The sequence below is a fragment of the Burkholderia sp. Ac-20384 genome, from assembly GCF_017104605.1.
GTDB classification, from domain to species: domain Bacteria; phylum Pseudomonadota; class Gammaproteobacteria; order Burkholderiales; family Burkholderiaceae; genus Burkholderia; species Burkholderia lata.
Map to the genome: position 1 here is coordinate 16,728 of NZ_JAAGPE010000066.1, position 24,944 is coordinate 41,671.

22 protein-coding genes and 1 pseudogene are annotated in these 24,944 nt (G+C 67.2%); 16 read left to right on the forward strand and 7 right to left on the reverse strand.

The features are described 5' to 3' along the window. Window positions 1-337: 337 nt before the first annotated feature. The 4 genes from lysS to G3O00_RS15290 form a co-directional block, all read right to left on the reverse strand. Window positions 338-1,864: a lysine--tRNA ligase gene (gene lysS, locus G3O00_RS15275; RefSeq protein ID WP_041492890.1), complete on the reverse strand. Its 1,527-nt coding sequence runs from the start codon at window positions 1,862-1,864 to the stop codon at window positions 338-340. Window positions 1,865-1,946: 82 nt separating this feature from the next. Further along, a protein-coding gene (prfB, locus tag G3O00_RS15280; protein ID WP_157687188.1) for a peptide chain release factor 2 occupies window positions 1,947-3,051 on the reverse strand; the annotation gives its coding sequence in 2 pieces (ribosomal slippage) (window positions 1,947-2,969 and window positions 2,971-3,051; 1,104 coding nt in all). Window positions 3,052-3,203: 152 nt separating this feature from the next. Beyond that, window positions 3,204-4,901 carry a single-stranded-DNA-specific exonuclease RecJ gene (gene recJ, locus G3O00_RS15285; protein WP_089445937.1) on the reverse strand — a complete coding sequence of 566 codons (1,698 nt, stop codon included), beginning with the start codon at window positions 4,899-4,901 and terminating at the stop codon, window positions 3,204-3,206. Between the two features lie 14 nt (window positions 4,902-4,915). Further along, complete coding sequence (locus tag G3O00_RS15290) at window positions 4,916-5,992, reverse strand: regulator (RefSeq protein ID WP_206143475.1); 1,077 nt, start codon at window positions 5,990-5,992, stop codon at window positions 4,916-4,918. 150 nt (window positions 5,993-6,142) lie between these two features. Between G3O00_RS15290 and G3O00_RS15295 the strand changes: the two genes are divergently transcribed. The 9 genes from G3O00_RS15295 (at window position 6,143) to ftsB (ending at window position 17,119) form a co-directional block, all read left to right on the forward strand. Further along, a complete protein-coding gene (locus G3O00_RS15295) occupies window positions 6,143-7,396 on the forward strand; it encodes a lipoprotein-releasing ABC transporter permease subunit (protein WP_011352551.1) in 1,254 nt (417 codons plus the stop codon). Window positions 7,397-7,451: 55 nt separating this feature from the next. Beyond that, the gene (gene lolD, locus G3O00_RS15300; protein ID WP_041492889.1) at window positions 7,452-8,147 is read left to right on the forward strand and encodes a lipoprotein-releasing ABC transporter ATP-binding protein LolD; all 696 of its coding nucleotides are present in this window, start codon (window positions 7,452-7,454) and stop codon (window positions 8,145-8,147) included. Window positions 8,148-8,214: 67 nt separating this feature from the next. Then, window positions 8,215-9,003, forward strand: a complete 789-nt coding sequence (locus tag G3O00_RS15305) for a TatD family hydrolase (protein ID WP_174933582.1) — start codon at window positions 8,215-8,217, stop codon at window positions 9,001-9,003. 57 nt (window positions 9,004-9,060) lie between these two features. Then, window positions 9,061-11,544, forward strand: coding sequence for a DNA internalization-related competence protein ComEC/Rec2 (locus G3O00_RS15310; protein ID WP_206143476.1), 2,484 nt, complete (start codon window positions 9,061-9,063; stop codon window positions 11,542-11,544). A gap of 141 nt (window positions 11,545-11,685) precedes the next feature. Next, window positions 11,686-12,531 (forward strand): alpha/beta hydrolase, encoded by an 846-nt coding sequence (locus G3O00_RS15315; protein WP_011352547.1) that lies wholly within the window; start codon window positions 11,686-11,688, stop codon window positions 12,529-12,531. Between the two features lie 181 nt (window positions 12,532-12,712). After that, window positions 12,713-14,365 carry a CTP synthase gene (locus G3O00_RS15320; RefSeq protein WP_089431257.1) on the forward strand — a complete coding sequence of 551 codons (1,653 nt, stop codon included), beginning with the start codon at window positions 12,713-12,715 and terminating at the stop codon, window positions 14,363-14,365. A 2-nt stretch (window positions 14,366-14,367) separates the two neighbouring features. Next, complete coding sequence (gene kdsA / locus G3O00_RS15325; RefSeq protein WP_069248344.1) at window positions 14,368-15,222, forward strand: 3-deoxy-8-phosphooctulonate synthase; 855 nt, start codon at window positions 14,368-14,370, stop codon at window positions 15,220-15,222. A 106-nt stretch (window positions 15,223-15,328) separates the two neighbouring features. After that, complete coding sequence (gene eno, locus G3O00_RS15330; protein ID WP_011352544.1) at window positions 15,329-16,612, forward strand: phosphopyruvate hydratase; 1,284 nt, start codon at window positions 15,329-15,331, stop codon at window positions 16,610-16,612. An 81-nt stretch (window positions 16,613-16,693) separates the two neighbouring features. Continuing rightward, entirely contained in the window at window positions 16,694-17,119 is a 426-nt protein-coding gene (gene ftsB, locus G3O00_RS15335; RefSeq protein ID WP_011352543.1) for a cell division protein FtsB, read from the forward strand. A gap of 89 nt (window positions 17,120-17,208) precedes the next feature. Here the strand turns inward: ftsB and G3O00_RS15340 are convergent, their stop codons facing one another. From G3O00_RS15340 to G3O00_RS15350, 3 genes are all read right to left on the reverse strand, one after another. After that, on the reverse strand, window positions 17,209-17,583 hold the full coding sequence (locus tag G3O00_RS15340) for a hypothetical protein (protein ID WP_174933587.1): 375 nt from the start codon (window positions 17,581-17,583) through the stop codon (window positions 17,209-17,211). Between the two features lie 134 nt (window positions 17,584-17,717). Next, complete coding sequence (hslO, locus tag G3O00_RS15345; protein ID WP_206143477.1) at window positions 17,718-18,668, reverse strand: Hsp33 family molecular chaperone HslO; 951 nt, start codon at window positions 18,666-18,668, stop codon at window positions 17,718-17,720. A 25-nt stretch (window positions 18,669-18,693) separates the two neighbouring features. Beyond that, on the reverse strand, window positions 18,694-19,218 hold the full coding sequence (locus G3O00_RS15350; RefSeq protein ID WP_011352540.1) for a gamma carbonic anhydrase family protein: 525 nt from the start codon (window positions 19,216-19,218) through the stop codon (window positions 18,694-18,696). A gap of 148 nt (window positions 19,219-19,366) precedes the next feature. On the opposite strand from G3O00_RS15350, the gene G3O00_RS15355 reads away from it, so the two are divergent. The 7 genes and pseudogenes from G3O00_RS15355 to G3O00_RS44130 all read left to right on the forward strand — a co-directional run. Further along, a complete protein-coding gene (locus G3O00_RS15355; RefSeq protein WP_206143478.1) occupies window positions 19,367-20,224 on the forward strand; it encodes a ferritin-like domain-containing protein in 858 nt (285 codons plus the stop codon). Between the two features lie 177 nt (window positions 20,225-20,401). Beyond that, entirely contained in the window at window positions 20,402-21,292 is an 891-nt protein-coding gene (locus G3O00_RS15360) for an alpha/beta hydrolase (protein WP_206143479.1), read from the forward strand. Window positions 21,293-21,373: 81 nt separating this feature from the next. Then, the gene (locus G3O00_RS15365) at window positions 21,374-22,204 is read left to right on the forward strand and encodes a 3',5'-nucleoside bisphosphate phosphatase (RefSeq protein WP_041493101.1); all 831 of its coding nucleotides are present in this window, start codon (window positions 21,374-21,376) and stop codon (window positions 22,202-22,204) included. Window positions 22,205-22,276: 72 nt separating this feature from the next. Beyond that, window positions 22,277-22,909 carry an L-threonylcarbamoyladenylate synthase gene (locus G3O00_RS15370; protein ID WP_174933594.1) on the forward strand — a complete coding sequence of 211 codons (633 nt, stop codon included), beginning with the start codon at window positions 22,277-22,279 and terminating at the stop codon, window positions 22,907-22,909. A 49-nt stretch (window positions 22,910-22,958) separates the two neighbouring features. Further along, window positions 22,959-23,621 (forward strand): site-2 protease family protein, encoded by a 663-nt coding sequence (locus tag G3O00_RS15375; RefSeq protein ID WP_206143480.1) that lies wholly within the window; start codon window positions 22,959-22,961, stop codon window positions 23,619-23,621. 8 nt (window positions 23,622-23,629) lie between these two features. Continuing rightward, window positions 23,630-24,832 (forward strand): tryptophan--tRNA ligase, encoded by a 1,203-nt coding sequence (locus G3O00_RS15380; RefSeq protein ID WP_011352534.1) that lies wholly within the window; start codon window positions 23,630-23,632, stop codon window positions 24,830-24,832. Window positions 24,833-24,840: 8 nt separating this feature from the next. Next, a pseudogene (locus G3O00_RS44130) lies at window positions 24,841-24,944 on the forward strand (SAM-dependent methyltransferase); the annotation flags it as partial.

Sequence of the window (24,944 nt, forward strand, 5' to 3'; positions counted from 1 at the left end):
ATGTCGATCCGGATCGGCACTGCGGCGCCGGGCCGGATCCCACGCTGCGGGTTCGAGCAGACTTGGCGTTCCTGTGCCTTGTTCTGGTCCCGTGGTCATGCGTGGTGACGCAAGAGGAGTGTCGTTCAGCGGCAAGCAGCGTGCCGTATCAAGGTGTAACGAATTGCAGCAGGCCGCCGGCGGTCATGGCAGGGAAAACCCGGAGAAGGCCGTCGCGACGAGGGGATAAAACGGGGGAGGATCGAAAGCCGGCGGACGCCGGCTGGCGGGATTTACGCGTGGTTACAAAGCTGATGCGTGCGCGCCGCAGGGCGCGGCGCACACGCGGGCGCGGCGATCAGTCTTCGCGGCGCAGATGCGGGAACAGCAGCACGTCGCGGATCGTCGGGCTGTCGGTCAGCAGCATCACGAGACGGTCGATGCCGATCCCGCAGCCGCCGGTCGGAGGCATCCCGTATTCGAGCGCGCGGATGTAGTCGGCGTCGAAGAACATCGCTTCCTCGTCGCCCGCGTCCTTCTGCTCGACCTGCTTCTTGAAGCGCGCAGCCTGGTCTTCCGGATCGTTCAGCTCCGAGAAGCCGTTCGCGATTTCGCGGCCGGTCATGAACAGCTCGAAACGCTCGGTGATGCCCGGCACCGTATCCGATGCACGTGCGAGCGGCGACACTTCGACCGGGTAGTCGATGATGAAGGTCGGTTCCCACAGCTGCGCTTCGGCCGTTTCCTCGAACAGCGCGAGTTGCAGTGCGCCGATGCCCGCGTTCAGGAACGCCGGCTGCGACACGTCGACGCCGAAGCGCTTCAGTTCGGTGCGCAGGAACGCATCGTCCGACAGCTGGCCGGCGGTGTAGTCCGGCGCGTACTTCTGGATCGCCTGCGTGATCGTCAGGCGGTGGAACGGCTTCGCGAGGTCGAGCTCGCGGCCCTGGTACTGGATCGTCGCGGTGCCGAGCGCATCGATCGCCGCCTGGCGGATCAATTGCTCGGTGAAGTCCATCAGCCAGCGATAGTCGGTGTACGCGGCGTAGAACTCCATCATCGTGAATTCCGGGTTGTGACGCGGCGACACGCCTTCATTCCGGAAGTTGCGGTTGATTTCGAACACGCGTTCGAAACCGCCGACGATCAGGCGCTTCAGGTACAGCTCCGGCGCGATGCGCAGGAACATCTGCATGTCGAGCGCGTTGTGATGCGTGACGAACGGCTTTGCAGCCGCACCGCCCGGGATCGGGTGCAGCATCGGCGTCTCGACTTCCATGAACTCGGCGTTGTCCATGAACTTGCGGATCGACGCGATCGTCTTGGTGCGGGCGCGGAACGTATCGCGCGTTTCCGGCGTGACGATCAGGTCGACGTAGCGCTGGCGGTAGCGCATTTCCTGGTCCGACAGGCCGTGGAACTTGTCCGGCAGCGGGCGCAGCGCCTTCGACAGCAGGCGCAGTTCCTTGCACTGGACCGACAGCTCGCCCTTGTTGGTGCGGAACAGCACGCCGCGCGCGGCGACGATGTCGCCGAGGTCCCACTTCTTGAATGCGTCGTAGGTTTCCGCGCCGACGTCGTTCGGCGTCACGAAGAACTGGATCTGGCCCGAACCGTCCTGCACCGTCGCGAAGCTTGCCTTGCCCATCACGCGCTTGAGCATCATCCGGCCGGCAACCGACACCTCGACCGGGTTCGCTTCCAGCGCGGCCTTGTCCGAGTCGGCGAAGGTCGTCTGCAGATCGGCTGCGTGATGCGTCGGGCGGAAATCGTTCGGGTAGGCGACGCCTTGCTCGCGCAGGGCGCGCAGCTTCTCGCGGCGCTCGGCGATGATCTGGTTTTCGTCCGCGGTAACGGCGGGCTGCGTTTGGGTCGGTTCGGTCATGATGGTCGGAATTCGGAGTGGGTGCGGCAACGCAAACGGGAAGAGCAAGGGGGCGCGACCCGGCAGGGTCGCGCCGCGGCGCTTACACGCCCTGTTTGAGGCTCGCGCTGATGAAGTCGTCGAGGTCGCCGTCGAGGACGGCGCGCGTGTTGCTCATTTCGACGTTCGTGCGCAGGTCCTTCACGCGGCTCTGGTCGAGCACGTACGAACGGATCTGGTGGCCCCAGCCCACATCGGTCTTGCTCGATTCGAGCTTGTCCTGTTCGGCCTGGCGCTTGCGCATTTCAACTTCGTACAGGCGCGATTTCAGCATCGCCATCGCTTCGGCGCGGTTGCGGTGCTGCGAGCGGTCGTTCTGGCACTGCACGACGATACCGGTCGGCATGTGCGTGATCCGCACCGCGGAGTCGGTCTTGTTGATGTGCTGACCGCCCGCGCCCGATGCGCGGTACGTGTCGATGCGCAGGTCGGCCGGGTTGATCTCGACTTCGATCGAGTCGTCGATTTCCGGATACACGAACACCGACGAGAACGACGTGTGGCGGCCGCCCGACGAGTCGAACGGCGACTTGCGCACGAGGCGGTGGATGCCCGTTTCGGTGCGCAGGAAGCCGTATGCGTATTCGCCCGAGACCTTGACCGTCGCGTTCTTGATGCCGGCGACGTCGCCGTCAGACTCTTCGAGCACTTCGGCCTTGAAGCCCTTGCGTTCGCAGTAGCGCAGGTACTGGCGCAGCAGCATCGATGCCCAGTCGCACGCCTCGGTGCCGCCGGCGCCGGCCTGGATGTCGATGAAGCAGTTGTTCGGGTCGGCCGGGTTCGAGAACATCCGGCGGAACTCGATGTCGCCGACGCGCGACGCGAGCTTCGCGGCGTCTTCTTCCGACGCGACGAGGGTGTCCTCGTCGCCTTCCTCGCGGGCCAGCTCGAACAGGTCGAGCGCGTCGCGCAGGTCGCTATCGAGCGCCGTCAGCGTCGTGACGACGCCCTCGAGCAGCTTCTTCTCGCGACCGAGCGCCTGGGCGTTCTTCGAATCGTTCCAGACGTTCGGGTCTTCGAGTTCCTTGTTGACTTCGGTCAGACGCGCAGCTTTGGCGTCGTAGTCAAAGATACCCCCGAAGCTCGCCCGCGCGGGTGCGCAGGTCGAGCAGGGAGCTTTCGATCGCGTTGAGACGTTCCGCTTCCATGATCGTTCGCTATTCTTGCTTCGTAAAAAAGCGGAATTATAGCCGATCGGCGGGGTTGCCCGGTGACGCAAACGGTGCTCGCACGCGCGCCGCGGCCCCGTCCGGCGCGGCGTGCATGCCTTGGCGGGCTGCGCAGGCCGGGCGGCCCGCGCTCAGCCGGCCGCGTGTTCGACGATCAGCTGGACGCGCGTGACGCCGTTCCACGTGTCGGCGACGAGGCGGTATGCGACCAGCGCGCTCTCCGGCAGCGGCTCCGTGTGGTTGAACCAGATCGCGTTGAAGCGCTGGCGGCCGCGCGCCAGCTGCAGCTTCAGATGTTTTTCCTTCACGAGCGATTGCGACACGACGTCGAACTCGCCCGAGAAAAGCGGGGCCGGAAAACCTTGCCCCCAGACGGCCTCGTCGAGCAGCCCGACGAATTGCGGCGTGAAGTACGCGTCCTCGAGTTCGCCGTCGGTCTCGATCACGCGGGCCAGCGCGTCGTCGGACAGCCATTCGCGCGCGACGGCCTCGAATGCAGCCGCGAAGCGCGGCACGTTCTCGGTGTCGAGCGTGAGGCCGGCCGCCATCGCGTGGCCGCCGAACGCGACGATCAGGTCCGGTTCGCGTTTCGACACGAGGTCGAGCGCGTCGCGCAGGTGGAAGCCGGGAATCGAGCGGCCCGAGCCCTTGACCCGTTTGCCTTCATCGTCGGCGTGCGCGAACGTGAACGACGGACGGTGGAATTTTTCCTTGAGCCGGCCGGCGACGATGCCGATCACGCCCTGGTGCCACTCGGGGTTGAAGAGGGTGATCGTGCATGCGTCGGCCGGGTCGACGTCGGCGAGATCGGCGAGCGCTTGCTGCTGCATGCCGGCCTCGATCTCGCGGCGTTCGCGGTTCATCACGTCGAGTTGCTGCGCGAGATCCCACGCGCGGCCGATGTCGTCGGTGATCAGGCACTCGATGCCGAGCGACATGTCGGAGAGCCGCCCGGCGGCGTTCAGGCGCGGGCCGAGGCCGAAGCCGAGGTCGAAGCCCGACGCCGTGCGCGCTTCGCGTGCGGCCGCGCGGAACAGCGCGGCGATGCCCGGCTGCATGCGGCCGTTGCGGATGCGCTGCAGCCCCTGTGCGACGAGCACGCGATTGTTGCCGTCGAGCCGCACGACGTCGGCGACGGTGCCGAGCGCAACGAGGTCGAGCAGGCCGTCGAGGCGCGGCTCGGCTTCCTTGCTCGCGAACGCGCCGCGGCGGCGCAGCTCGGCGCGCAGCGCGAGCAGCACATAGAACATCACGCCGACGCCGGCGAGGTGCTTGCTCGGGAACGCGCAGCCGGGCTGGTTCGGGTTGACGATCGCGCGCGCGGCGGGCAGCGCGTCGCCGGGCAGGTGGTGATCGGTCACGAGCACGTCGATGCCGCGTGCATTCGCGGCTTCGACGCCCGTGACGCTCGCAATCCCGTTGTCAACGGTGATCAGCAGGTCGGGCTTGCGCGCGGCGGCGAGTTCGACGATCTCGGGCGTGAGGCCGTAGCCGTATTCGAAACGGTTCGGCACCAGGTAGTCGATCTGCGCGCCGAACATCCGCAGGCCGCGCACCGCGACCGCGCAGGCGGTCGCGCCGTCGCAGTCGTAGTCGGCGACGACCAGCAGGCGGCGCTTGTCGGCGATCGCGTCGGCGAGCAACGAAGCCGCGTCGGCGCAGCCTTTCAGCTCGGTGGGCGGAACGAGCCGCGCGAGCGCGGTCTCGATGTCGGCGGGGGACTGCACGCCGCGCGACGCGTACAGGCGCGCAAGGACGGGATGCAGGCCGTGGCGCGCGAGCACTTCGGCGTCGGCGGGCGCGACGGGGCGGGTAACGATCCGGGTCATACGGGGTCTGCTTGTTATTCGAACAGGGAGGCAAGCGCACGGCGGCGCCAGAACTTGCGCAGGTCGCCGCGCGTCGCGTGCAGCGTCACGGAGCTCGTGTCGCCGCACAGCGTGAAATCGACGCTCGCGAGCTCGCCGTTCCGCAGCGCGGCGAGGGCCGGCGCGAACCAGTCGCGCTCGAGCACGGCGAGTCCGTCGTGCCAGCGCGCCCAGTCCTGCTCGATGAACGGGGTGGTCAGCGCCGGCAGTTCGACCAGCGTCGCGCCATCGGCGGCGGGCAGCGTGCCGAACGCGGCAGGCGGCGCGCCGGCGTTGGCTTGCGCGGCGCGCGCGAGGCCGAGCGCCGCAGGTGACGCGGACAGCACGCGCGCGAACGGCTTGCCGACCGGCTTCAGCGTGCCTTGCGCATGGAACCAGATCGAATTGACGGTCGGCAGGCCACGTGCCTCGCGGGCCTCGTTGACCGGATGCTGGAACCACGCCATCTGCACTTCGTTCTGCAGTTTCATCCACATCCGCGAGCGCTCGCCCGTATGGGCCTCGTGCGGCAGCCAGATCTCGATGTTGCGGCCGCTCGCGCGCAGCGGCGCGGCGCCGGCGAGGCGGGCGAGCTGCTCGCTCGACAGGTACCAGCGTGACGGGTTCGGCGCCTCGAGCCGGACGCCGAGCTCTTCGATCAGCGGCCGCGCGACCGCGAGCAGCGCGGCTGCGTCGCCGTCATTGAGCGCGAGGGCCGCCGGAGACAAGAGAAACAGAAAAAAGGAGAACAAGGAGAGAAGGACCGGAGCGACGAACGCCCACGCGTGCGCGCCGGGGTCGCCGCCGTCGGCCAGCAGCATGTAGGGCGCGAGCGGCGCCTCGTCCGCGGCGTTGCCCTGGGTTGCGCCGAACTGGCGGGCCAGCCAGCGCTCGTGCGGCAGCGTGCGCTGGAAGTCCTCGCCGGTCACGCGCTCGACGAGGCTGGCGCGGGCGAGCAACTTTTCGAGCGCGGGGCTGTCCAGCGTGTGCAGGGACGAGGCCGCATCGGCCGCCGACGGCAGCGCGAACGGAACGAGAAAATGGAGGCGTCGGTCGTGCATGATGGTGCGCATTGTATGGCAAACTGCGCGCGTGATCGGGCCGGCTGACGGCCCGTTCGCGTCCGGCGGCCGTTTTTCGACCGTGCCCGGGCCGGTGGCCGCCACCGGGCGGCGGTCCGGCCGCGGGGCGCCTCCCCGCCGTAACCAGCAGAAAGGATTCGCTTGAAACTTCCGTACGAATGGCAGATCGGCTGGCGCTACACGCGCGCCGGCAAACGCACGACCGGTAACGGCTTCATTTCCTTCATCGCGCTCGTGTCGATGCTCGGGATCGCGCTCGGCGTCGCGGCGCTGATCGTCGTGCTGTCGGTGATGAACGGCTTCCAGAAAGAAGTGCGCGACCGCATGCTGTCGGTGCTCGCGCACGTCGAGGTGTTCTCGCCGACGGGGTCGATGCCCGACTGGCAACTGACCGCGCAGGAAGCACGCCGCAATCCGTCGGTGATCGGCGCGGCGCCGTACGTCGATGCGCAGGCGCTGCTTACCCGCCAGGACGCGGTGAGCGGCGTGATGCTGCGCGGCGTCGAACCGACGCTCGAGCCGCAGGTGTCGGACATCGGCAAGGACATGAAGGCGGGCCAGCTCGGCGCGCTCGTGCCGGGCCAGTTCGGCATCGTGCTCGGCGATGCGCTCGCGGGCAACCTCGGCGTGACGGTCGGCGACAAGGTCACGCTGGTCGCGCCGGAAGGATCGATCACGCCGGCCGGCATGATGCCGCGGCTGAAGCAGTTCACGGTCGTCGGCGTGTTCGAGTCCGGGCACTATGAATACGACAGCACGCTCGCGATGATCAACATCCGCGACGCCGAGGCGCTGTTCCGGATGTCGGCGCCGACCGGCGTGCGGCTGCGGCTGAAGGACATGCAGAAGGCGCCGGATGTGGCGGTCGAGCTGTCGCACACGCTGTCGGGCAGCCTGTACATCCGCGACTGGACCCAGCAGAACAAGACGTGGTTCTCGGCCGTGCAGATCGAGAAGCGGATGATGTTCATCATCCTCACGCTGATCATCGCGGTGGCCGCGTTCAATCTCGTGTCGTCGCTCGTGATGACCGTGACCAACAAGCAGGCCGACATTGCGATCCTGCGCACGCTCGGCGCGCAGCCGGGATCGATCATGAAGATCTTCGTCGTGCAGGGCGTGACGATCGGCTTCGTCGGCACGGCGTCGGGCGTCGCGCTCGGCTGCCTGATCGCGTGGAGCATCCCGTGGCTGATCCCGATGATCGAGCACCTGTTCGGCGTGCAGTTCCTGCCGCCGTCCGTGTACTTCATCAGTGAGCTGCCGTCCGAACTCGTCGCGAGCGACGTGATCCGGATCGGGCTGATCGCATTCGCGCTGTCGGCGATCGCGACGCTCTATCCGAGCTGGCGCGGCGCGAAGGTGAAGCCGGCGGAGGCGCTCCGCTATGAATGATCGCGCGACCGCATTCGCGGATTCACGACAACACAACAGACAGGATTCGGCAGGTATGCAGGAATACGTGCTTCAGGCGCGCGGGGTCACGAAGGCTTTCGTGCAGGGCGGCTTCAACGTGCAGGTGCTCAACAATACCGAGCTGACGGTGCGGCGCGGCGAGAAGCTCGCGGTCGTCGGTGCGTCGGGTTCCGGCAAGAGCACGCTGCTGCACGTGCTGGGCGGGCTCGACGAGCCGAGCGCGGGCGAGGTGTCGCTGCTCGGCAAGCCGTTCACGCAACTCGCCGAGCGCGAGCGCAACGAACTGCGCAACCGAGCGCTCGGCTTCGTCTACCAGTTCCATCACCTGCTGCCCGAGTTCACCGCGCTCGACAACGTCGCGATGCCGCTGCGCATTCGCCGGATGACGACCGAGGACGCGCGCGAGCAGGCGCAGACAATGCTCGAGCGCGTCGGTCTCGGCCCGCGTGCGAAGCACCGGCCGGGCGAGCTGTCGGGCGGCGAACGACAACGCGTCGCGATTGCGCGCGCGCTGGTCACGAAGCCCGCATGCGTGCTCGCCGACGAGCCGACCGGCAACCTCGACGGCACGACGGCCGATACGGTGTTCAACCTGATGCTCGAGCTGTCCGAGACGCTCGAAACGAGCTTCGTGATCGTCACGCACGATCCCGATCTCGCCGCGCGCTGCGACCGCATCATGCGGTTGCGCGACGGCGTGCTGCACGAGGAGCCGGCGCTGCCGGTGTAAGAAGCGAACGCGCTTGGCCTGCTGCCGGGGTTGCCCCGGCGCGGCGCCAGGGCGCAGGACTGCCGCCATGTGGATCGATACGCACTGCCATCTCGATGCCGCCGAGTTCGACGCCGACCGCGACGCGGTCGCGCACGCGGCGCGCGCGGCCGGCGTGTCGCGCATCGTGATCCCGAGCGTCGGGCGCGACAACTTCACGACGGTGCGCGAACTCGCGCAGCACACGCCGGGCGCGGTCTACGCGCTCGGCATCCATCCGATGTATACGCCACGCGCGCGCGACGAGGATCTCGACCTGCTGCGCATGGAGATCGAGGCGAGCCTCGACGATCCGCGCTTCGTCGCGATCGGCGAGATCGGGCTCGACTATTTCGTGCCGGGGCTCGACGAAGACCGGCAGCAATTCTTCTACCAGGGGCAACTCAAGCTCGCGCGCGAATTCGACTTGCCCGTGCTGTGCCACGTGCGCAAGTCGCAGGATCGCGTGCTCGCCGGGCTGCGCCGTTTCGGCGTGCGGCGCGGCATCGCGCATGCGTTCAACGGCAGTTTCCAGCAGGCCGAAGCATATCTCGCGCACGGGCTGCATCTCGGCTTCGGCGGCAACGTGACCTTCACGCGCGCGCTGCAGATCCGCCGGCTCGCGGCGCAGTTGCCGCTCGAGGCGATCGTCGTCGAGACGGACGCGCCCGACATCGCGCCCGAATGGGCGTACAAATCCCGCAACACACCCGACCAGGTGCCGCGCATCGGCGACGTGCTTGCCGAACTGCGCGGGATCGACGCCGGCGCAGTGTCCCTATGCACTTCGGCTAACGCGCTCGCCGCGTTGCCGCGACTCGCACTTTCGTCCGCATAATCGTTGCCGGAAGGCGCCGTATGCTCAAGGGCGGTGCCGGGTCGACGAGGAGGGGCGATGCGCGTGTGGTGGATCGCGTTCGCGCTCGGCGTGGTCGTACTGCAGCGGCAGGCGGCGCTGCCGGGTGCGCTCGCATGGACGATCGGTGCAGCCGTGCTCGCCGGCTGCGTGGTGCTCGGCACGTGGAGCATGTGTGGCCGGCGCACGCGTACGACCGCCGCGCTCGGATGGATGCTGTGCGCGCTCGCGGCCTGTGTCGTCGGGTTTGGCTATGCAGCCGCGCGGGCCGAATGGCGGCTGGGCGACAACCTGCCCGTCGAGTGGGAAGGGCGCGACATCGTCGTCACCGGCGTGATCCGGGGGCTGCCCGTGGTCGACGAGACAGGCGCGCGGTTGCTGTTCGCGGTCGAGTCGAACGATGCGGGGCTGGCCCGCTTTCCGCCGTTGATCCGGCTGTCGTGGCGCGCATATGGCGCATCGGCGACACGCGATCCACTGCCTGATTTGCGCGCTGCGCAGCGCTGGCGATTCGTCGTGCGACTGAAGCGCCCGCATGCCGAGGCCAATCCGGGTGTGCGCGACAGCGAGGCGGCGTGGCTGGCCGCCGGCATTCGCGCGATCGGTTATGTCAGCGCGCCCCGGCGGGCGGAAATGCTCGATGCGCGCGCATCGGGATGGCGTGCATCGATCGATCGGCTGCGCGACGCGCTGCGCTCGCGTATCGGCGCGACGCTCGGCAGCGACGCCGGCCATCGCGGCATCGTCGCCGCGCTCGCGATCGGCGATCAGTCGGGCATCGGCGATGACGACTGGCGCGTGCTGCGCAGCACGGGTACGAGCCATCTGGTCGCAATCTCGGGCCTGCATGTCGGGCTCGTCGGTGCGATCGCAGGCGGGCTCGTATCGTTGGTCTGGCGCCGCCTGCGCTGGCGCGCACGGGCCGCGACGCTGGTGTTGCCGGCACCGTACGCGGCAGCGCTCGCCGCGCTGGCGGCCGCGGCCGGCTACGCGGCGCTCGCCGGCTTCAACGTGCCGGCGCAGCGCGCGTGGTGGATGATCGCGGCCGGCGGCATCGCGTACCTGGCCGGGCGCAGCGTACCGGCTTCCGCGGTGCTGTGCGTGGCGCTCGGTGGCGTGCTGCTTGCCGATCCGTGGGCCGTGCTGTCGGCCGGGTTCTGGCTGTCGTTCGGGGCGGTTGTCGTGATCCTGCTGGCCGTCGCCGGCTGGCGTGCCGCGCGTGAGGCCGATGCGGAGGGCGAGGAGGGCGACGGCACGGCCGGCCTGTCGAGCCGGTTGCGCGCGTGGGGTGCACGCGCCGGACGCCGTATCGCCGAGGCCACGCGCGTGCAGTACGCGGTGACGATCGGTCTCGCGCCGCTGACGGCCGCATGGTTCGCGCAAATTTCCCTGTCGGGCCCGTTCGGCAATGCGTTCGCGATTCCGTGGGTCAGTTCGGTCGTGACGCCGGTCGTGCTGGCCGGCATTGTGTTGCCTGCGCCGCTCGATGCGTATGCGTTCCGGCTTGCGCACGCGGCGCTCGAACCGATGATGACGTTGCTCGGGCACCTTGCCGACTGGCCGGCCGGCGTGTTCTGGCTGCGCATGCCCGACTGGCCGATGCTGGTGCTGGCCTGCGTGGGCGTCGCATGGGTGTTGATGCCGCGCGGCTGGCCGTTGCGCTGGGCTGCCCCGCTCACGTGGCTGCCGCTCGTCGCGCCGGCTGCCGATGCGCCGCCGCCGGGCGGGTTCCGGCTGACCGTTCTTGACGTCGGGCAGGGCGTGTCGGTGCTGGTGGAGACCGCGCGGCGAACCTTGCTGTTCGATGCCGGGCCGGGTGCGGAGTCGACCCACGCCGGCGCACGGATCGTCGCGCCGGCGTTGCGTGCACGCGGCATCGCGGTGATCGATTCGCTCGTGCTCAGTCACGCGGATGCCGATCACGCGGGCGGCGCATCGGCCGTCTATGCCGTTGCCGACGTGCGTCAGCTGCTGGCCGGCATTGCGCCGGGCAGCCGGCTGTGGCGCGATGCGGCCGCCGCCGGCGTCACCGATCAACTGCCGTGCGCGGCCGGGCAGCGCTGGACCTGGGACGGCGTCACGTTCACGATGCTGTGGCCGCAGGGCGGCCCGGGCACGGGCTCGTCGAACGGGCAGTCGTGCGTGCTGCGCATCGACGCGGGCGAGACGTCCGCGCTGCTGACGGGTGACGTCGACGCGCGCGGCGAACGCCGGCTCGTGGACGCGGCGCGCGACGCGCTGGCCGCACAGATCCTGGTCGTCCCGCACCACGGCAGCCGCACGTCGTCGGTCGAGCCTTTCCTCGATTCGGTCGGGCCGCGCGTTGCAGTATTTCCTGTAGGCTATCGCAATCGATTCGGACATCCGCACCGGACGGTTCTCGCCCGTTACGAGGCGCGCGGGATCCCGCTGCCGCGCACCGATCGCGACGGCGCCGTGCGGTTCGACGTCGCGCCGGCTAACGGCGGGTTTGCCTTCGAGCGTCATCGCGACGTTCGGCGACGGTACTGGATGGATCGATGAGCGCGGCGAGAGCCTGCGTATCAGGAAACAAGGCCCGGGATCCGCGCACAATGCCGAAGCGTGAGCCCGGCAGAACGCGAAGCATAAGACCGGAGTAAGCGCTAAAGCACTAACTCCGGTCGACAAAGGAGACATCGGCGTTTGAAGGACATCCTCCACTTCTCGCATGCGAACGGCTTTCCGGCGTCGACGTACCGCACGATCTTCGCCGAGCTGGCCGACGACTACGAGCTGCGCTACATCGAACGGATCGGCCACGACCGCCGCTACCCGGTGACGCGCGACTGGCCGCATCTCGTCGAGCAACTGCTCGACGACATCGGCAGCCGCTATGAACGTCCCGTCTGGCTCGTCGGCCATTCGCTCGGCGGCTACCTGTCGCTGATGGCCGCGCTGAAGAAGCCGCAATGGGTGCGCGGCGTCGTGATGATCGATTCGCCGATCATCGCGGGCTGGCGTGCCGGCGCATTGCGCGCGAGTCAGTGGGCGGGGCTCGACGAGCGGCTGTCGCCGGCCGCCGCGACGCGCAACCGGCGCACGCGCTGGGTGAGCCGCGACGAAGTCTGGCGGCACTTCCGCGAGAAACCGGCATTCGCGCGCTGGGACGAACGGATGCTCGCCGACTACATCGACTACGGGATTCCGCAGGCCGGCGCCGACGGCGAGCGCTCGCTCGCGTTCGACCGGCAGGTCGAATACCTGATCTACCGGACGCTGCCGCACACGCTCGGCCCGCGGCTCGCGCACGGCGCGCCGGTGCCGCTCGGCTTTCTCGCCGGCACGCGTTCGCGCGAGGTGCGCCAGGTCGGGCTCGATGCGACGCGTCGCGCGGCGCGCGGCCGCGTCGAATGGCTGGAAGGCAGCCACCTGTTCCCGATGGAGCGGCCGCTCGAAACCGCCCGCGCATTGCAGCGGATGCTGAATTCACTGAAGGCGGTGGAGGGCGATGTGTCGCAGGGCGTCACCCCGCTCGCGAAGCGCGCCTGACGCAGGGTCTGGCGGCCGGGGCGCTGCCTCCGGCACGCACGGTTGCAACGGCCGGCGGGCGGCTTCGCCCGGGCGCGCACGGCTGGTGCGGGTCGGCACGAAAGGGCGCGATCATCGAGTCAATTGCTGAGAGAAAGGTGGGCTTTACGGTATAATCCGTTTTTCCCGCGAGCATCCAGCGATGACCAAATATGTTTTCGTCACCGGCGGCGTAGTTTCTTCCCTTGGCAAGGGTATTGCCGCCGCTTCCCTCGCCGCGATCCTCGAATCGCGCGGTCTGAAAGTCACCCTCCTCAAACTCGATCCCTACATCAACGTCGACCCCGGCACGATGAGCCCGTTCCAGCACGGCGAAGTGTTCGTGACGGAAGATGGAGCGGAGACGGACCTCGACCTCGGCCACTATGAGCGCTTCATCAGCACGAAGATGCGCAAGGCCAACAACTTCACGACCGGCCAGATCTACGAATCGGTGATCCGCAAGGAACGCCGCGGCGACTATCTCGGCAAGACCGTGCAGGTCATTCCGCACATCACGAACGAAATCCAGGCGTTCATCGAGCGCGGGGCCGCGTCGGCCACCTGCGGTGAGCCGGATGTCGCGATCGTCGAGATCGGCGGCACGGTCGGCGACATCGAGTCGCTGCCGTTCCTGGAAGCCGCGCGCCAGATGAGCCTGCGCCTCGGCCGCAACAGCGCGTGCTTCGTGCACCTGACGCTGGTGCCGTACGTCGCGACGGCTGGCGAACTGAAGACGAAGCCGACCCAGCACAGCGTGCAGAAGCTGCGCGAGATCGGCATCCTGCCGCACGTGCTGCTGTGCCGTGCGGACCGCCGCATTCCGGACGACGAATCGAAGAAGATCTCGATGTTCTCGAACGTGCCGGAAGACGCCGTGATCTCGGTGTGGGACGCCGACAGCATCTACAAGATTCCGCAGATGCTGCACGACCAGGGCCTCGACCGCATCATCTGCGAAGAGCTGAAGCTGTCGCCGAAGGACGCCGACCTGACCATGTGGTCGGAGCTCGTCGAGAAGCTCGAGAACCCGAAGCACGAAGTGACGATCGGCATGGTCGGCAAGTATGTCGACCTGACCGAGTCGTACAAGTCGCTGATCGAGGCGCTGCGCCACGCATCGCTGCACACGTCGACCAAGGTCAACATCGAATACATCGACTCGGAAGAGATCGAGACGAACGGTGTCGACAGCCTGAAGCACCTCGACGCCGTGCTGGTGCCGGGCGGTTTCGGCCGTCGCGGCACGGAAGGCAAGATTGCGGCGATCCGCTATGCGCGCGAAGCCAAGGTGCCGTATCTCGGCATCTGCCTCGGCATGCAGCTCGCGGTGATCGAGTTCGCGCGCGACGTCGTCGGCCTGAAGCAGGCGAACAGCACGGAATTCGAGCCGGACACGCCGGAACGCGTGGTCGCGCTGATCACCGAGTGGTACGACCGCGACGGCAAGGTCGAGACGCGCACCGAGGAATCCGATCTCGGCGGCACGATGCGCCTGGGTTCGCAGCGCTGCCCGATCAAGCCGGGCACGATGGCGGAAGAGATCTATGGCAAGGACGTGAACGAGCGCCATCGCCACCGTTATGAAGTCAATAACCGCTTCGTGCCCCAGCTCGAAGCCGGCGGCCTTATCATCAGCGCCCGTACCCCGAGCGAGGATCTGCCGGAAATGATGGAGTTGCCGCGTTCGATGCACCCGTGGTTCGTCGGCGTCCAGTTCCACCCGGAATTCACGTCCACGCCGCGTGACGGTCATCCCCTCTTCAAGTCGTTCGTCGAAGCTGCGCTTGCCAACAAGCAAGCGCGCGGAGTGTAAGCATGAAGCTGTGCGATTTCGAGGTCGGTCTCGACAAGCCTTTCTTCCTGATCGCGGGTACCTGCGTCGTCGAATCGGAGCAAATGACGATCGACACGGCGGGCCGCCTGAAGGAGATCTGCGCGAAGCTGAACATTCCGTTCATCTACAAGTCGTCCTACGACAAGGCGAACCGCAGCTCGGGCAAGTCGTTTCGTGGCCTTGGAATGGACGAGGGCCTGCGGATCCTGTCCGAGGTGAAGCGCCAGCTCGGCCTGCCGGTGCTGACCGACGTGCATTCGATCGAAGAGATCGAGCAGGTCGCGTCGGTCGTCGACGTGCTGCAGACGCCGGCGTTCCTGTGCCGCCAGACCGATTTCATCCATGCGTGCGCGCGCTCGGGCAAGCCCGTCAACATCAAGAAGGGCCAGTTCCTCGCGCCGCACGACATGAAGAACGTGATCGACAAGGCGCGCGAAGCGGCCCGTGAAGCGGGGCTGTCGGAAGACCGCTTCATGGCGTGCGAGCGCGGTGTCTCGTTCGGCTACAACAATCTGGTGTCGGACATGCGTTCGCTCGCGATCATGCGCGAGACGAGCGCGCCGGTCGTGTTCGACGCGACCCACTCGGTGCAGCTGCCGGGCGGGCAGGGTACGAGTTCGGGCGGCCAGCGCGAATTCGTGCCGGTGCTCGCACGTGCGGCGGTCGCGACGGGCGTCGCGGGCCTCTTCATGGAAACGCACCCGAATCCGGCCGAAGCAAAGTCGGATGGCCCGAACGCGGTGCCGCTGAACCGGATGGGTGCGCTGCTGGAGACCCTCGTCACGCTCGACCAGGCGGTGAAGCGCAATCCGTTCCTGGAAAACGATTTCAATTAAAGATCGAATGAACCTTGCGACGGCTTCGCGCGTCTGTAGCGAAAGCGGTTCAGGCGCGTGCGCCGTCGCAGTTTGAAGAATCCATCGTCATTCTCAGAGGAAACCCATGAGTGCAATCGTAGATATCATCGGCCGCGAGATTCTGGATTCGCGCGGCAACCCCACCGTCGAATGCGACGTGCTGCTCGAATCGGGCACGATGGGCCGCGCGGCGGTGCCGTCGGGCGCGTCCACCGGCTCGCGTGAAGCGATCGAACTGCGTGACGGCGAAGCCGGCCGCTACAACGGCAAGGGCGTGCTGAAGGCAGTCGAGCATATCAACACCGAAATCTCCGAAGCCATCATGGGCCTCGACGCGTCGGAACAGGCGTTCCTCGACAAGACGCTGCTCGAGCTGGACGGCACCGACAACAAGTCGCGTCTCGGCGCGAACGCGATGCTGGCCGTGTCGATGGCCGTCGCGAAGGCAGCCGCCGAAGAGGCAGGCCTGCCGCTGTACCGCTACTTCGGCGGTTCGGGTGCCATGCAACTGCCGGTGCCGATGATGAACATCGTCAACGGCGGCGCGCACGCGAACAACAGCCTCGATATCCAGGAATTCATGATCGTCCCGGTGAGCCAGCCGACGTTCCGTGAAGCCCTGCGTTGCGGCGCGGAAGTGTTCCACGCACTGAAGAAGATCCTGAGCGACCGCGGCATGAGCACGGCAGTCGGCGACGAAGGCGGCTTCGCGCCGAACTTCGGCAGCAACGACGAGTGCCTGTCGACGATCCTGCAGGCAATCGAGAAGGCCGGCTACCGTGCGGGCGAAGACGTGCTGCTCGCGCTCGACTGCGCGGCATCGGAGTTCTACCACGACGGCAAGTACCAGCTCGCGGGCGAAGGCCTGCAACTGTCGTCGGCCGAGTTCACCGACTACCTCGCGACGCTCGCCGACAAGTTCCCGATCGTGTCGATCGAGGACGGCATGCACGAAAGCGACTGGGAAGGCTGGAAGCTGCTGACCGATCGCCTCGGCAAGAAGGTGCAGCTGGTCGGCGACGACCTGTTCGTCACGAACACGCGCATCCTGAAGGAAGGCATCGAGAAGGGCATCGCGAACTCGATCCTCATCAAGATCAACCAGATCGGTACGCTGACCGAAACGTTCGCGGCAATCGAAATGGCGAAGCGCGCAGGCTACACGGCCGTGATCTCGCACCGCTCGGGCGAAACGGAAGATTCGACGATCGCGGATATCGCGGTCGGCCTGAACGCCGGTCAGATCAAGACGGGTTCGCTGTCGCGCAGCGACCGTATCTCGAAGTACAACCAGCTGCTGCGTATCGAGGAAGATCTCGGCGACATCGCAAGCTACCCGGGTAAATCGGCTTTCTATAACCTGCGCTAACGCGCTACTATCGGGTTCGTCATATCGACGCCGCTCTGTGCACGTGCGCGGAGCGGCGCTTCTTATATCTGCGGTTCTTAAATGCGGCTTGTCACTGTCGTCCTGATTGCCTTGCTGGCGCTCATTCAGTACCCCCTATGGTGGGGACACGGCGGCTGGCTGCGGGTGCATGAATTGCGTCAGCAGCTCGACGACCAGCTCCAGAAGAACGCAGACGAGAAGCTGCGCAACGAGCGCACTGCAGGCGAAGTGCAGGATCTGCAGAGCGGCACCGCGGCCATCGAAGAGCGCGCGCGTTACGAGATGGGCATGGTGAAGGACGGCGAGGTATTCGTGCAGTTCGTGTCGCCGAATGCGCCTGCTGCACCGCTGAACAACACGCCGTCGAATACGTCGACGCGCGGTGCCGTATCCGCGGCACCGGTGCGTGTCGTGCCGAATCCGCAGTCGATCGCGAGGCCGTCGCGGCATCATGGCGGCGACAAGGGCAAGGCCGCGCATCACTGAGCGCGATGGCTCGAATCCATTGAAAAAGCGCGGGAAATGCCGCGCTTTTTTATTTCCTGCTGGTAGTCAATCGGCCGAGCGATGCACGCTCACCACCACCATCCCGGGTAGCCGTAGCTGATGCCCGAGCCCCAGCGATTGCCCCATCCGCCGTAATACCCGCCATAGACCGTCACCGGCGGCGGCGAGTAATAGGCCCACGCGCGCGCGGCGGCCTCGGCTGCGATCGCGCTGTTCTGTTCGCGCAGCACCTGCTGGTCGATCTCGTCATAGCGTTTGCGTTCGGCGCTCGACAGCGCGGGCGGCTGGCCGCCCGATGCACCGGGTTCGGGCAGGCGGCTCAGGATCGTGGACGTCGGCGGCGGCATCGCGCAGCCGGCGAGTACGAGCGTGCCGGCGGCAACGCTCGTCAGGACGAGGGTGCGGAACGGTCGATGAAACGGTCGATGAAGCGGGCGATTCATGTGTTTCTCCTGCAGCACGCCGACGACGGGAAGCGGCTTGCGCCGAAGTGCGTGACTTCGGCGCCGGAGCCGTGCGTGCGACGCTCGTGCGTCATTATGCGCCCGTGCCCGGAAGGCGGGCATCGGGCCACTGCTCAGTGACGCTGCTCGGTCGCGGGCGCGATGCCCGTCTCGACGCCGGGTGCCGCGAACAGCTGCGCGACGTCGACCGGATCGAATTCATAGCGCTGATTGCAGAACTCGCAATGGATCTCGACGTGGCCGCGCTCGACGATCACGCTGTCGACTTCTTCACGGCCGAGCATGCGCAGCATCGCACCGACCTTCTCGCGCGAGCACGAGCACTGGAAGCGCGTGCCGGCCGGTTCGAAGTGCTGCACGTTTTCCTGCCAGAACAGCCGGCGGAACACGACTTCCGGTTCGACTTCGAGCAGTTCCTTCGCGGACAGCGTGCCGCCGAGCGTGCAGACACGCTCCCACGTATCGATATCGGTTTCGGCGTTACGCGGCACGATGCCGCCGTCGCCCGGCAGCTTCTGCAGCAGCATGCCGACCGCGCGGTCGCGATCGGCCGCGAGCCACATCCGCGTGTCGAGCTGCTCCGAGTGATGCATGTAGTGCTCGAGCACCTGCGAGACGGATTCGTGCGGGCCGTCGACACCGTTCAGCGGCACGATGCCCTGGTACGGCTGCTGGCCCGGCAGCTTGTCGGCCGGGTCGAGCGTGATCACGCAGCGGCCGTGGCCGCTCGCGTTGACGAGCGACGCGAAGCTCGTGTCGTCGCCGATCGTCTGGGCGGCATCGCCGGCAAACTTCGCGGTGGCCCGCATCGACAGATCCGAACCGCACTGGACGACCAGCATCTGGACCGGCCCGTCGCCGAAGATCTGCATGATCAGGGTGCCGTTGAATTTCAGGTTCGCGGACAGCAGCGCGCACGCGGCCATCATCTCGCCGAGCACCGTGCGCACGGGGGCTGGGTAGTCGCGGCGGGAGAGCACTTCCTGCCACGTATTGCGCAGCGAAACGATCTCGCCGCGCACGGGCGCCGCATTGAACATGAATTTCTGTAACTGGTCGCTCACTCTTCTTCCTTGAAATCCGTGCGAATCACCCGATCCGCACGAGTTGCTCCTTGAAATGCGCACGCCGCTCGACGTACGTCTGCGCGTTCGTGCGCAGCCGCGCAATGTCTTCCGCCGACAGCTCGCGCACGACTTTCGCCGGTGCGCCGAGAATCAGCGAGTTGTCCGGGAACGTCTTGCCTTCCGTCACGACCGCGCCGGCACCAACCAGACAGTTGCGGCCAATCACCGCTCCATTCAAGACCACCGCCTGGATACCGACCAGCGAACCCTCGCCGATCGTGCAGCCGTGCAGCATGGCCTGGTGCCCGATCGTCACGTTTTCGGCAATCGTCAGCGGAAAGCCGGGGTCCGTATGCAGGACCGCGCCTTCCTGGACGTTGCTGCCCGCACCGACGGTGATCGTCTCGTTGTCGCCGCGAATCGTCGCGCCGAACCAGACGCTCGCATTCTCCTCGAGCACGACCTTGCCGATGATGGCCGCCGTATCGGCGACGAATACGCTTTCGTGGATCGTCGGGGCCGTATCGCCCAGCTTGTAGATCGTCACGGAGTCTCCTTGTCTCTTCGATGAAGGGCGCCGGTAGAATGGCGCGTCTGGCTTGCCCGGCGCATTCGCATGCGCCGCGGAACAATCGCCTATTGTAAACCGTCGCGTGCGTACGCTCCCGCGATGCGCACGCAGGGTGTCCCCGTTTATGAGCATGGAGTCTTCTTCTTTCGGCAATGCGCCTGCCTGCGTGCGCCGCGCCGCGCTTGCCGCGCTGCGCGACGCCGAACCCGTGGCCAAGGCTGTCCAGGTGCGCGCGCTCTACGATGCGCTGCTGGCCGGGCAGGCGGCGATCGCCCCGTCGCTCGAGTTGCCCGAGCCGGCCGATCTGCCCGGGCGCCCGGCGCGTCCGCCGCTCGTCGAGCCGCGCCAGCTCGAGCGGCGCAGCATGCGTTCGCCCGCAGGGCGCGCCGTGCTGCTGCACGCGCTGGCCCATATCGAGTTCAATGCGATCAACCTGGCGCTCGACGCGGTCTGGCGCTTCACGGGCCTGCCGGCCCCGTTCTACGCGGACTGGCTGAAGGTCGCGGCCGAGGAGGCCTATCACTTCACGCTGCTGTCCGACCGCCTGGCGGCATTCGGGCATGCGTACGGAGATTTTCCCGCGCACAACGGTCTGTGGGACATGTGCGAACGGACCAAGGGCGACGTGCTGGCGCGCATGGCGCTCGTGCCGCGCACGCTCGAGGCCCGCGGGCTCGATGCATCGCCGCCGATCCGCGCGCGGCTCGTGCAGGCGGGCGACGATGCGTCGGCCGCGATCCTCGACGTGATCCTGCGCGACGAAATCGGCCATGTCGCGATCGGCAACCGCTGGTTCCGGCATCTGTGCGACGAAGCCGGCCGCGATCCCGTGCCGACCTACCGGCGCCTCGCCGAGCAATACCACGCGCCGCGGCTGCGTGGCCCGTTCAATTTCGATGCACGCCGCGATGCCGGATTCGAGCAGGCCGAACTCGACGAACTGGCCGCGCAGGACGTGGTGGACGGCAACGCGCCACGCTAGCCGGCTCGCGTTCGGTCGCGTTTCGATTGCCGCCAGCCGTTCCGTCGGCCCGGCGCTTGGCGCTCCCTCATGGCCCGTTGCGTGCGGGTGTTGCTAGAGCGGCACCTCGATTGCCAGACGCCGGAAAGAGGGCGTCGCCGCTATAATCGAACGATCATTCTTTTTTTGGCGGCTGCAATGAGTGCCTCGAGTTCTGTTTCCGATTTCGTCACGGTGCGCGGCGTCCAGCTGCATGTCCGGCGCTGGGGCCGGCCCGATGCGCCGACGCTGTTCATGCTGCACGGCTGGATGGACGTCGCGGCGTCGTTCCAGTTCGTCGTCGATGCGCTCGCGGGCGACTGGCAGGTGATCGCGCCCGATGCGCGCGGTTTCGGGCTGTCCGACTGGCCGGTCGCTCGTCAGGGCGGCGGTCACTACTGGTTCCACGAGTACCTGGGCGACCTCGATGCGCTCATCGACCACTATGCGCCGACCGGCGAAGTCAACCTGGTCGGGCACAGCATGGGCGCGAACGTCGTGTGCCTGTATGCCGGCGCGCGGCCGGAGCGCGTGCGGCGCGTGGTCGATCTCGAGGGTTTCGGGCTCGCGCCCGCGCGGGCCGAGCAGGCGCCGCGCCGGCTGCGCGGCTGGCTGGACGAGTTGCGCGAACCACCCGCGCTGCGCCCTTATGCGTCGCTCGACGCCGTCGCGGCGCGCCTGACCAAGACCAATCCGCGGCTCGATCCGCGCCGTGCGGCGTTCCTCGCCACGCACTGGTCGAAGCGCGGCGACGACGGCCTCTACCACCTGCTGGCCGACCCTGCACACAAGATGCCGGGCCCGCTGCTGTACCGGCTCGACGAAGTGATGGCTACCTGGGCGCAGGTGCGCGCGAAGGTGCTGCACGTCGAGGCCGTCAATTCGCCGACGCTGGCCCACATCGCCGGCGACATCCCGCTGTCGGAATTCAAGGCGCGTTTCAACGCATTCCCTGACTGGCGCGAGAAGCTCGTCGAGGATGCCGGCCACATGGTGCATCACGACCAGCCCGAGCAGATCGCGGCGCTGATCGAGGCGTTCTGCGCGTAAGCGCGCGGCGGCAGCGGCGGGGCAGGCGGGCGGCGCATTGCCGCGTTGCAGTAGAATGAAGCCTTACCTGCCATGCCTACAATGAACGCCGATCTCCACTGCCATTCGAATGTTTCCGACGGGTTGCTGTCGCCTGCCGACGTCGCGCGCCGCGCCCATGCCGGCGGCGTGACCCTGTGGGCGCTGACCGACCACGACGAGATCGGCGGCCAGGCAGCGGCGCGTAGCGAAGCGGAAGCGCTCGGCATGCGCTACCTGAGCGGCGTCGAGATTTCGGTCACGTGGGCGTCGCGCACCGTGCACATCGTCGGCCTGAATGTCGATCCCGCGAACCAGGTGCTCGTCGACGGCCTGTACCGCACGCGCCATGGCCGCGCGGCACGCGCGGTGGCGATCGGCGAGCAGCTCGCCACGCTCGGCATTCCCGGTGCGTACGAAGGCGCGCTGAAGTACGTGTCGAATCCCGACCTGATTTCGCGCACGCACTTCGCCCGCTTTCTCGTCGAGAACGGTCACGCCACGTCGACGTCCGATGTGTTCGATCGCATGCTCGGCGACGGCAAGCCCGGGTTCGTCCCGCACCGCTGGGCGACGCTGCCCGACGCTGTCGCGTGGATTCGGGCGGCCGGCGGCGAGGCCGTGGTCGCGCATCCGGGCCGCTACCGTTACACGCCCGTCGAATTCGACGCGTTCTTCGGCGAGTTCATCGATCTGGGCGGCCGTGCGATCGAGGTCGTCACGGGCAGCCACACCCCCGACCAGTACCGCGAATACGCGGACGTCGCCCGCCGCTTCGGCTTCGAAGCGTCGCGCGGCTCGGATTTCCATGCGCCAGGCGAGGGCCGTGTCGAGCTCGGCAGCCTGCCGCCGTTGCCGCCCGACCTGACACCGGTCTGGGAGCGCTGGCTCTGACACCGGGCGGCGGCCTGCCGTCCGCGTTGCCGCCGGCGCGCGCATCCGACTTTTCCCCCTTTACGACTCCCCATGTCCCAGTTCTTCAGGATTCACCCGGATAATCCGCAGCCGCGCCTGATCAAGCAGGCCGTGGAAATCGTCAGCAAGGGCGGCGTGATCGCGATGCCGACCGATTCGAGCTATGCGCTCGCGTGCCATCTCGACGACAAGGACGCGGTCGAGCGCGTGCGCCGGATTCGCGGCCTCGACGAGAAGCAGCACCTGTCGCTGCTCGTGCGCGACCTGTCGGAGCTCGCCAACTTCGCGATGGTCGATAACCGCCAGTACCGTCAGATCAAGTCGGTGACACCCGGCCCGTACGTGTTCATCCTGCAGGCGACGAAGGAGGTGCCGCGCCGGCTGTCGCACCCGTCGCGCAAGACGATCGGGCTGCGCGTGCCCGATCACGCGATCACGCTCGCGTTGCTGGAATCGCTCGGCCAGCCGCTGCTCGGCACGACGCTGATCCTGCCGCCGGACGACGAGCCGCTCAACGATCCCGAAGAAATCCGCGAGCGGCTCGAGAAACAGGTCGACCTCGTGATCGACGGCGGCGCATGCCCGCGCGAGCCGTCGACAGTGATCGACCTGACCGGCGAGGAGCCCGAGCTCGTGCGCGCGGGGCGCGGCGCGCTCGAACCGTTCGGGCTATCGGCGGCGTAAGCGCGCCGTTCCATTTTTTGCGCGAGTGCGCTTGTTACAATAACGCGATATGGATGCTTCCCTGATACAGACCATCGCCGTCTACGCACTGCCCGTGATCTTCGCGATCACGTTGCACGAGGCCGCGCACGGCTACGCCGCGCGCCTGCTCGGCGACAATACCGCCTACATGATGGGGCGCGTGTCGTTCAATCCGATGCGCCACATCGATCCGCTCGGCACGATCGCGATCCCGCTCGCGATGTACTTCCTGACGGGCGGCGCGTTCCTGTTCGGCTATGCGAAGCCGGTGCCGGTGTCGTTCGGCAACCTGCGCAATCCGCGCTGGGGCAGCCTGTGGGTCTCGCTTGCGGGCCCGGCCTGCAACTTCGTGCAGGCGCTGATCTGGGGCCTGCTGACCCTCGTGCTGCCCGCCGTCGGCATCGACGAGCCGTTCTTCACGCGGATGGCGTTTGCCGGCGTCAGCGCGAACCTCGTGCTCGGCGTGCTGAACCTGTTCCCGCTGCCGCCGCTCGACGGCGGCCGCATCCTGGCGGCGCTGCTGCCGACGAAGCAATCGATCGCGCTGTCGCGGATCGAGCCGTACGGTTTCATCATCGTCCTCGTGCTGGTCATGACGGGCGTGCTGACGAACTTCTGGCTGCGCCCGCTCGTCAACGTCGGCTACGCCGTCCTGAGCGCCATCCTGTCCCCATTCGCCTCGCTTCTCTAACGACAATCATGTTCCCTGAACGTATTTTCTCCGGCATGCGACCCACCGGGTCGCTGCACCTCGGTCACTACCACGGCGTGCTGAAAAACTGGGTGAAACTGCAGTCCGAGTACCCGTGCTTCTTCTGCGTCGTCGACTGGCATGCGTTGACGACGCATTACGAGACTCCCGAGGTCATCGAGAAGAACGTATGGGACGTGCTGATCGACTGGCTCGCGTCCGGCATCGATCCGGCGCAGGCCACGCTGTTCATCCAGAGCAAGGTGCCCGAGCATGCGGAACTCGCGCTGCTGCTCGGCATGAGCACGCCGCTTGGCTGGCTCGAACGCGTGCCGACCTACAAGGAGCAGATGGAGAAGCTGAAGGACAAGGATCTGTCGACCTACGGCTTCCTCGGCTACCCGGTGCTGATGGCGGCCGACATCCTGCTGTATCGCGGCTCGCTCGTGCCGGTCGGTGAAGACCAGGTGCCGCACGTCGAGATGACGCGCGAGATCGCGCGCCGCTTCAACTACCTGTATGGTCGCGAGCCGGGCTTCGAGGAAAAGGCGCTCGACGCCGCGAAGAAACTCGGCGGTAAGCGCGCGAAGCTCTATCACGAGCTGCGCAACGCGTATCAGCAGGAGGGCGACGACGAGGCGCTCGAACAGGCGCGCGCGATGCTGCAGGAATCGCAGAGCCTGTCGATGAGCGACCGCGAGCGCCTGTTCGGCTATCTCGAAGGCGCGCGCAAGATCATCCTGGTCGAGCCGCAGGCGCTCCTGACCGAAGCATCGCGGATGCCGGGCCTGGACGGCCAGAAGATGTCCAAGTCGTACGGCAACACGATCGGCCTGCGTGAAGACGCCGAGACGATCACGAAGAAGGTCCGCACGATGCCGACCGATCCCGCGCGTGTGCGCCGCACCGATCCGGGCGATCCCGACAAGTGCCCGGTGTGGCAGCTGCACCAGGTCTATACCGACGAAGCGACGCACGACTGGGTGCAGAAGGGCTGCCGCTCGGCAGGCATCGGCTGTCTCGACTGCAAGCAGCCGGTCGTCGAAGGCATTCTGCGTGAACAGCAGCCGATGCTCGAACGCGCACAGAAGTACATGGACGATCCGTCGCTGCTGCGCGCGATCGTCGCGGACGGTTGCGACAAGGCGCGCAAGTACGCGACGGAAACGATGCGCGACGTGCGCGACGCGATGGGCCTGTCGTACAACTGATCGACCGCATGAACGCATCCGTCATGACCGCCGCGGGCGGCCACGTCGCCCAGGCCGAGCCGTCGCGCTGGGTCGCGCAATGGTCGCGGCTCGTGCCGCCGGGCGGCGCGGT

What these genes read in the sequence shown, in the direction of transcription:
- ftsB (WP_011352543.1), top strand. Translation starts at nt 16,694, where the DNA reads ATGCGGCTTGTCACTGTCGTCCTGATTGCCTTGCTGGCGCTCATTCAG.
- G3O00_RS15360 (WP_206143479.1), top strand. Translation starts at nt 20,402, where the DNA reads ATGAGTGCCTCGAGTTCTGTTTCCGATTTCGTCACGGTGCGCGGCGTC.
- lysS (WP_041492890.1), bottom strand. Translation starts at nt 1,864, where the DNA reads ATGACCGAACCGACCCAAACGCAGCCCGCCGTTACCGCGGACGAAAAC.
- eno (WP_011352544.1), top strand. Translation starts at nt 15,329, where the DNA reads ATGAGTGCAATCGTAGATATCATCGGCCGCGAGATTCTGGATTCGCGC.
- G3O00_RS15355 (WP_206143478.1), top strand. Translation starts at nt 19,367, where the DNA reads ATGAGCATGGAGTCTTCTTCTTTCGGCAATGCGCCTGCCTGCGTGCGC.
- G3O00_RS15310 (WP_206143476.1), top strand. Translation starts at nt 9,061, where the DNA reads ATGCGCGTGTGGTGGATCGCGTTCGCGCTCGGCGTGGTCGTACTGCAG.
- G3O00_RS15380 (WP_011352534.1), top strand. Translation starts at nt 23,630, where the DNA reads ATGTTCCCTGAACGTATTTTCTCCGGCATGCGACCCACCGGGTCGCTG.
- G3O00_RS15320 (WP_089431257.1), top strand. Translation starts at nt 12,713, where the DNA reads ATGACCAAATATGTTTTCGTCACCGGCGGCGTAGTTTCTTCCCTTGGC.
- G3O00_RS15340 (WP_174933587.1), bottom strand. Translation starts at nt 17,583, where the DNA reads ATGAATCGCCCGCTTCATCGACCGTTTCATCGACCGTTCCGCACCCTC.
- G3O00_RS15370 (WP_174933594.1), top strand. Translation starts at nt 22,277, where the DNA reads ATGTCCCAGTTCTTCAGGATTCACCCGGATAATCCGCAGCCGCGCCTG.
- lolD (WP_041492889.1), top strand. Translation starts at nt 7,452, where the DNA reads ATGCAGGAATACGTGCTTCAGGCGCGCGGGGTCACGAAGGCTTTCGTG.
- recJ (WP_089445937.1), bottom strand. Translation starts at nt 4,901, where the DNA reads ATGACCCGGATCGTTACCCGCCCCGTCGCGCCCGCCGACGCCGAAGTG.
- G3O00_RS15375 (WP_206143480.1), top strand. Translation starts at nt 22,959, where the DNA reads ATGGATGCTTCCCTGATACAGACCATCGCCGTCTACGCACTGCCCGTG.
- kdsA (WP_069248344.1), top strand. Translation starts at nt 14,368, where the DNA reads ATGAAGCTGTGCGATTTCGAGGTCGGTCTCGACAAGCCTTTCTTCCTG.
- G3O00_RS15365 (WP_041493101.1), top strand. Translation starts at nt 21,374, where the DNA reads ATGAACGCCGATCTCCACTGCCATTCGAATGTTTCCGACGGGTTGCTG.
- G3O00_RS15290 (WP_206143475.1), bottom strand. Translation starts at nt 5,992, where the DNA reads ATGCGCACCATCATGCACGACCGACGCCTCCATTTTCTCGTTCCGTTC.
- G3O00_RS15305 (WP_174933582.1), top strand. Translation starts at nt 8,215, where the DNA reads ATGTGGATCGATACGCACTGCCATCTCGATGCCGCCGAGTTCGACGCC.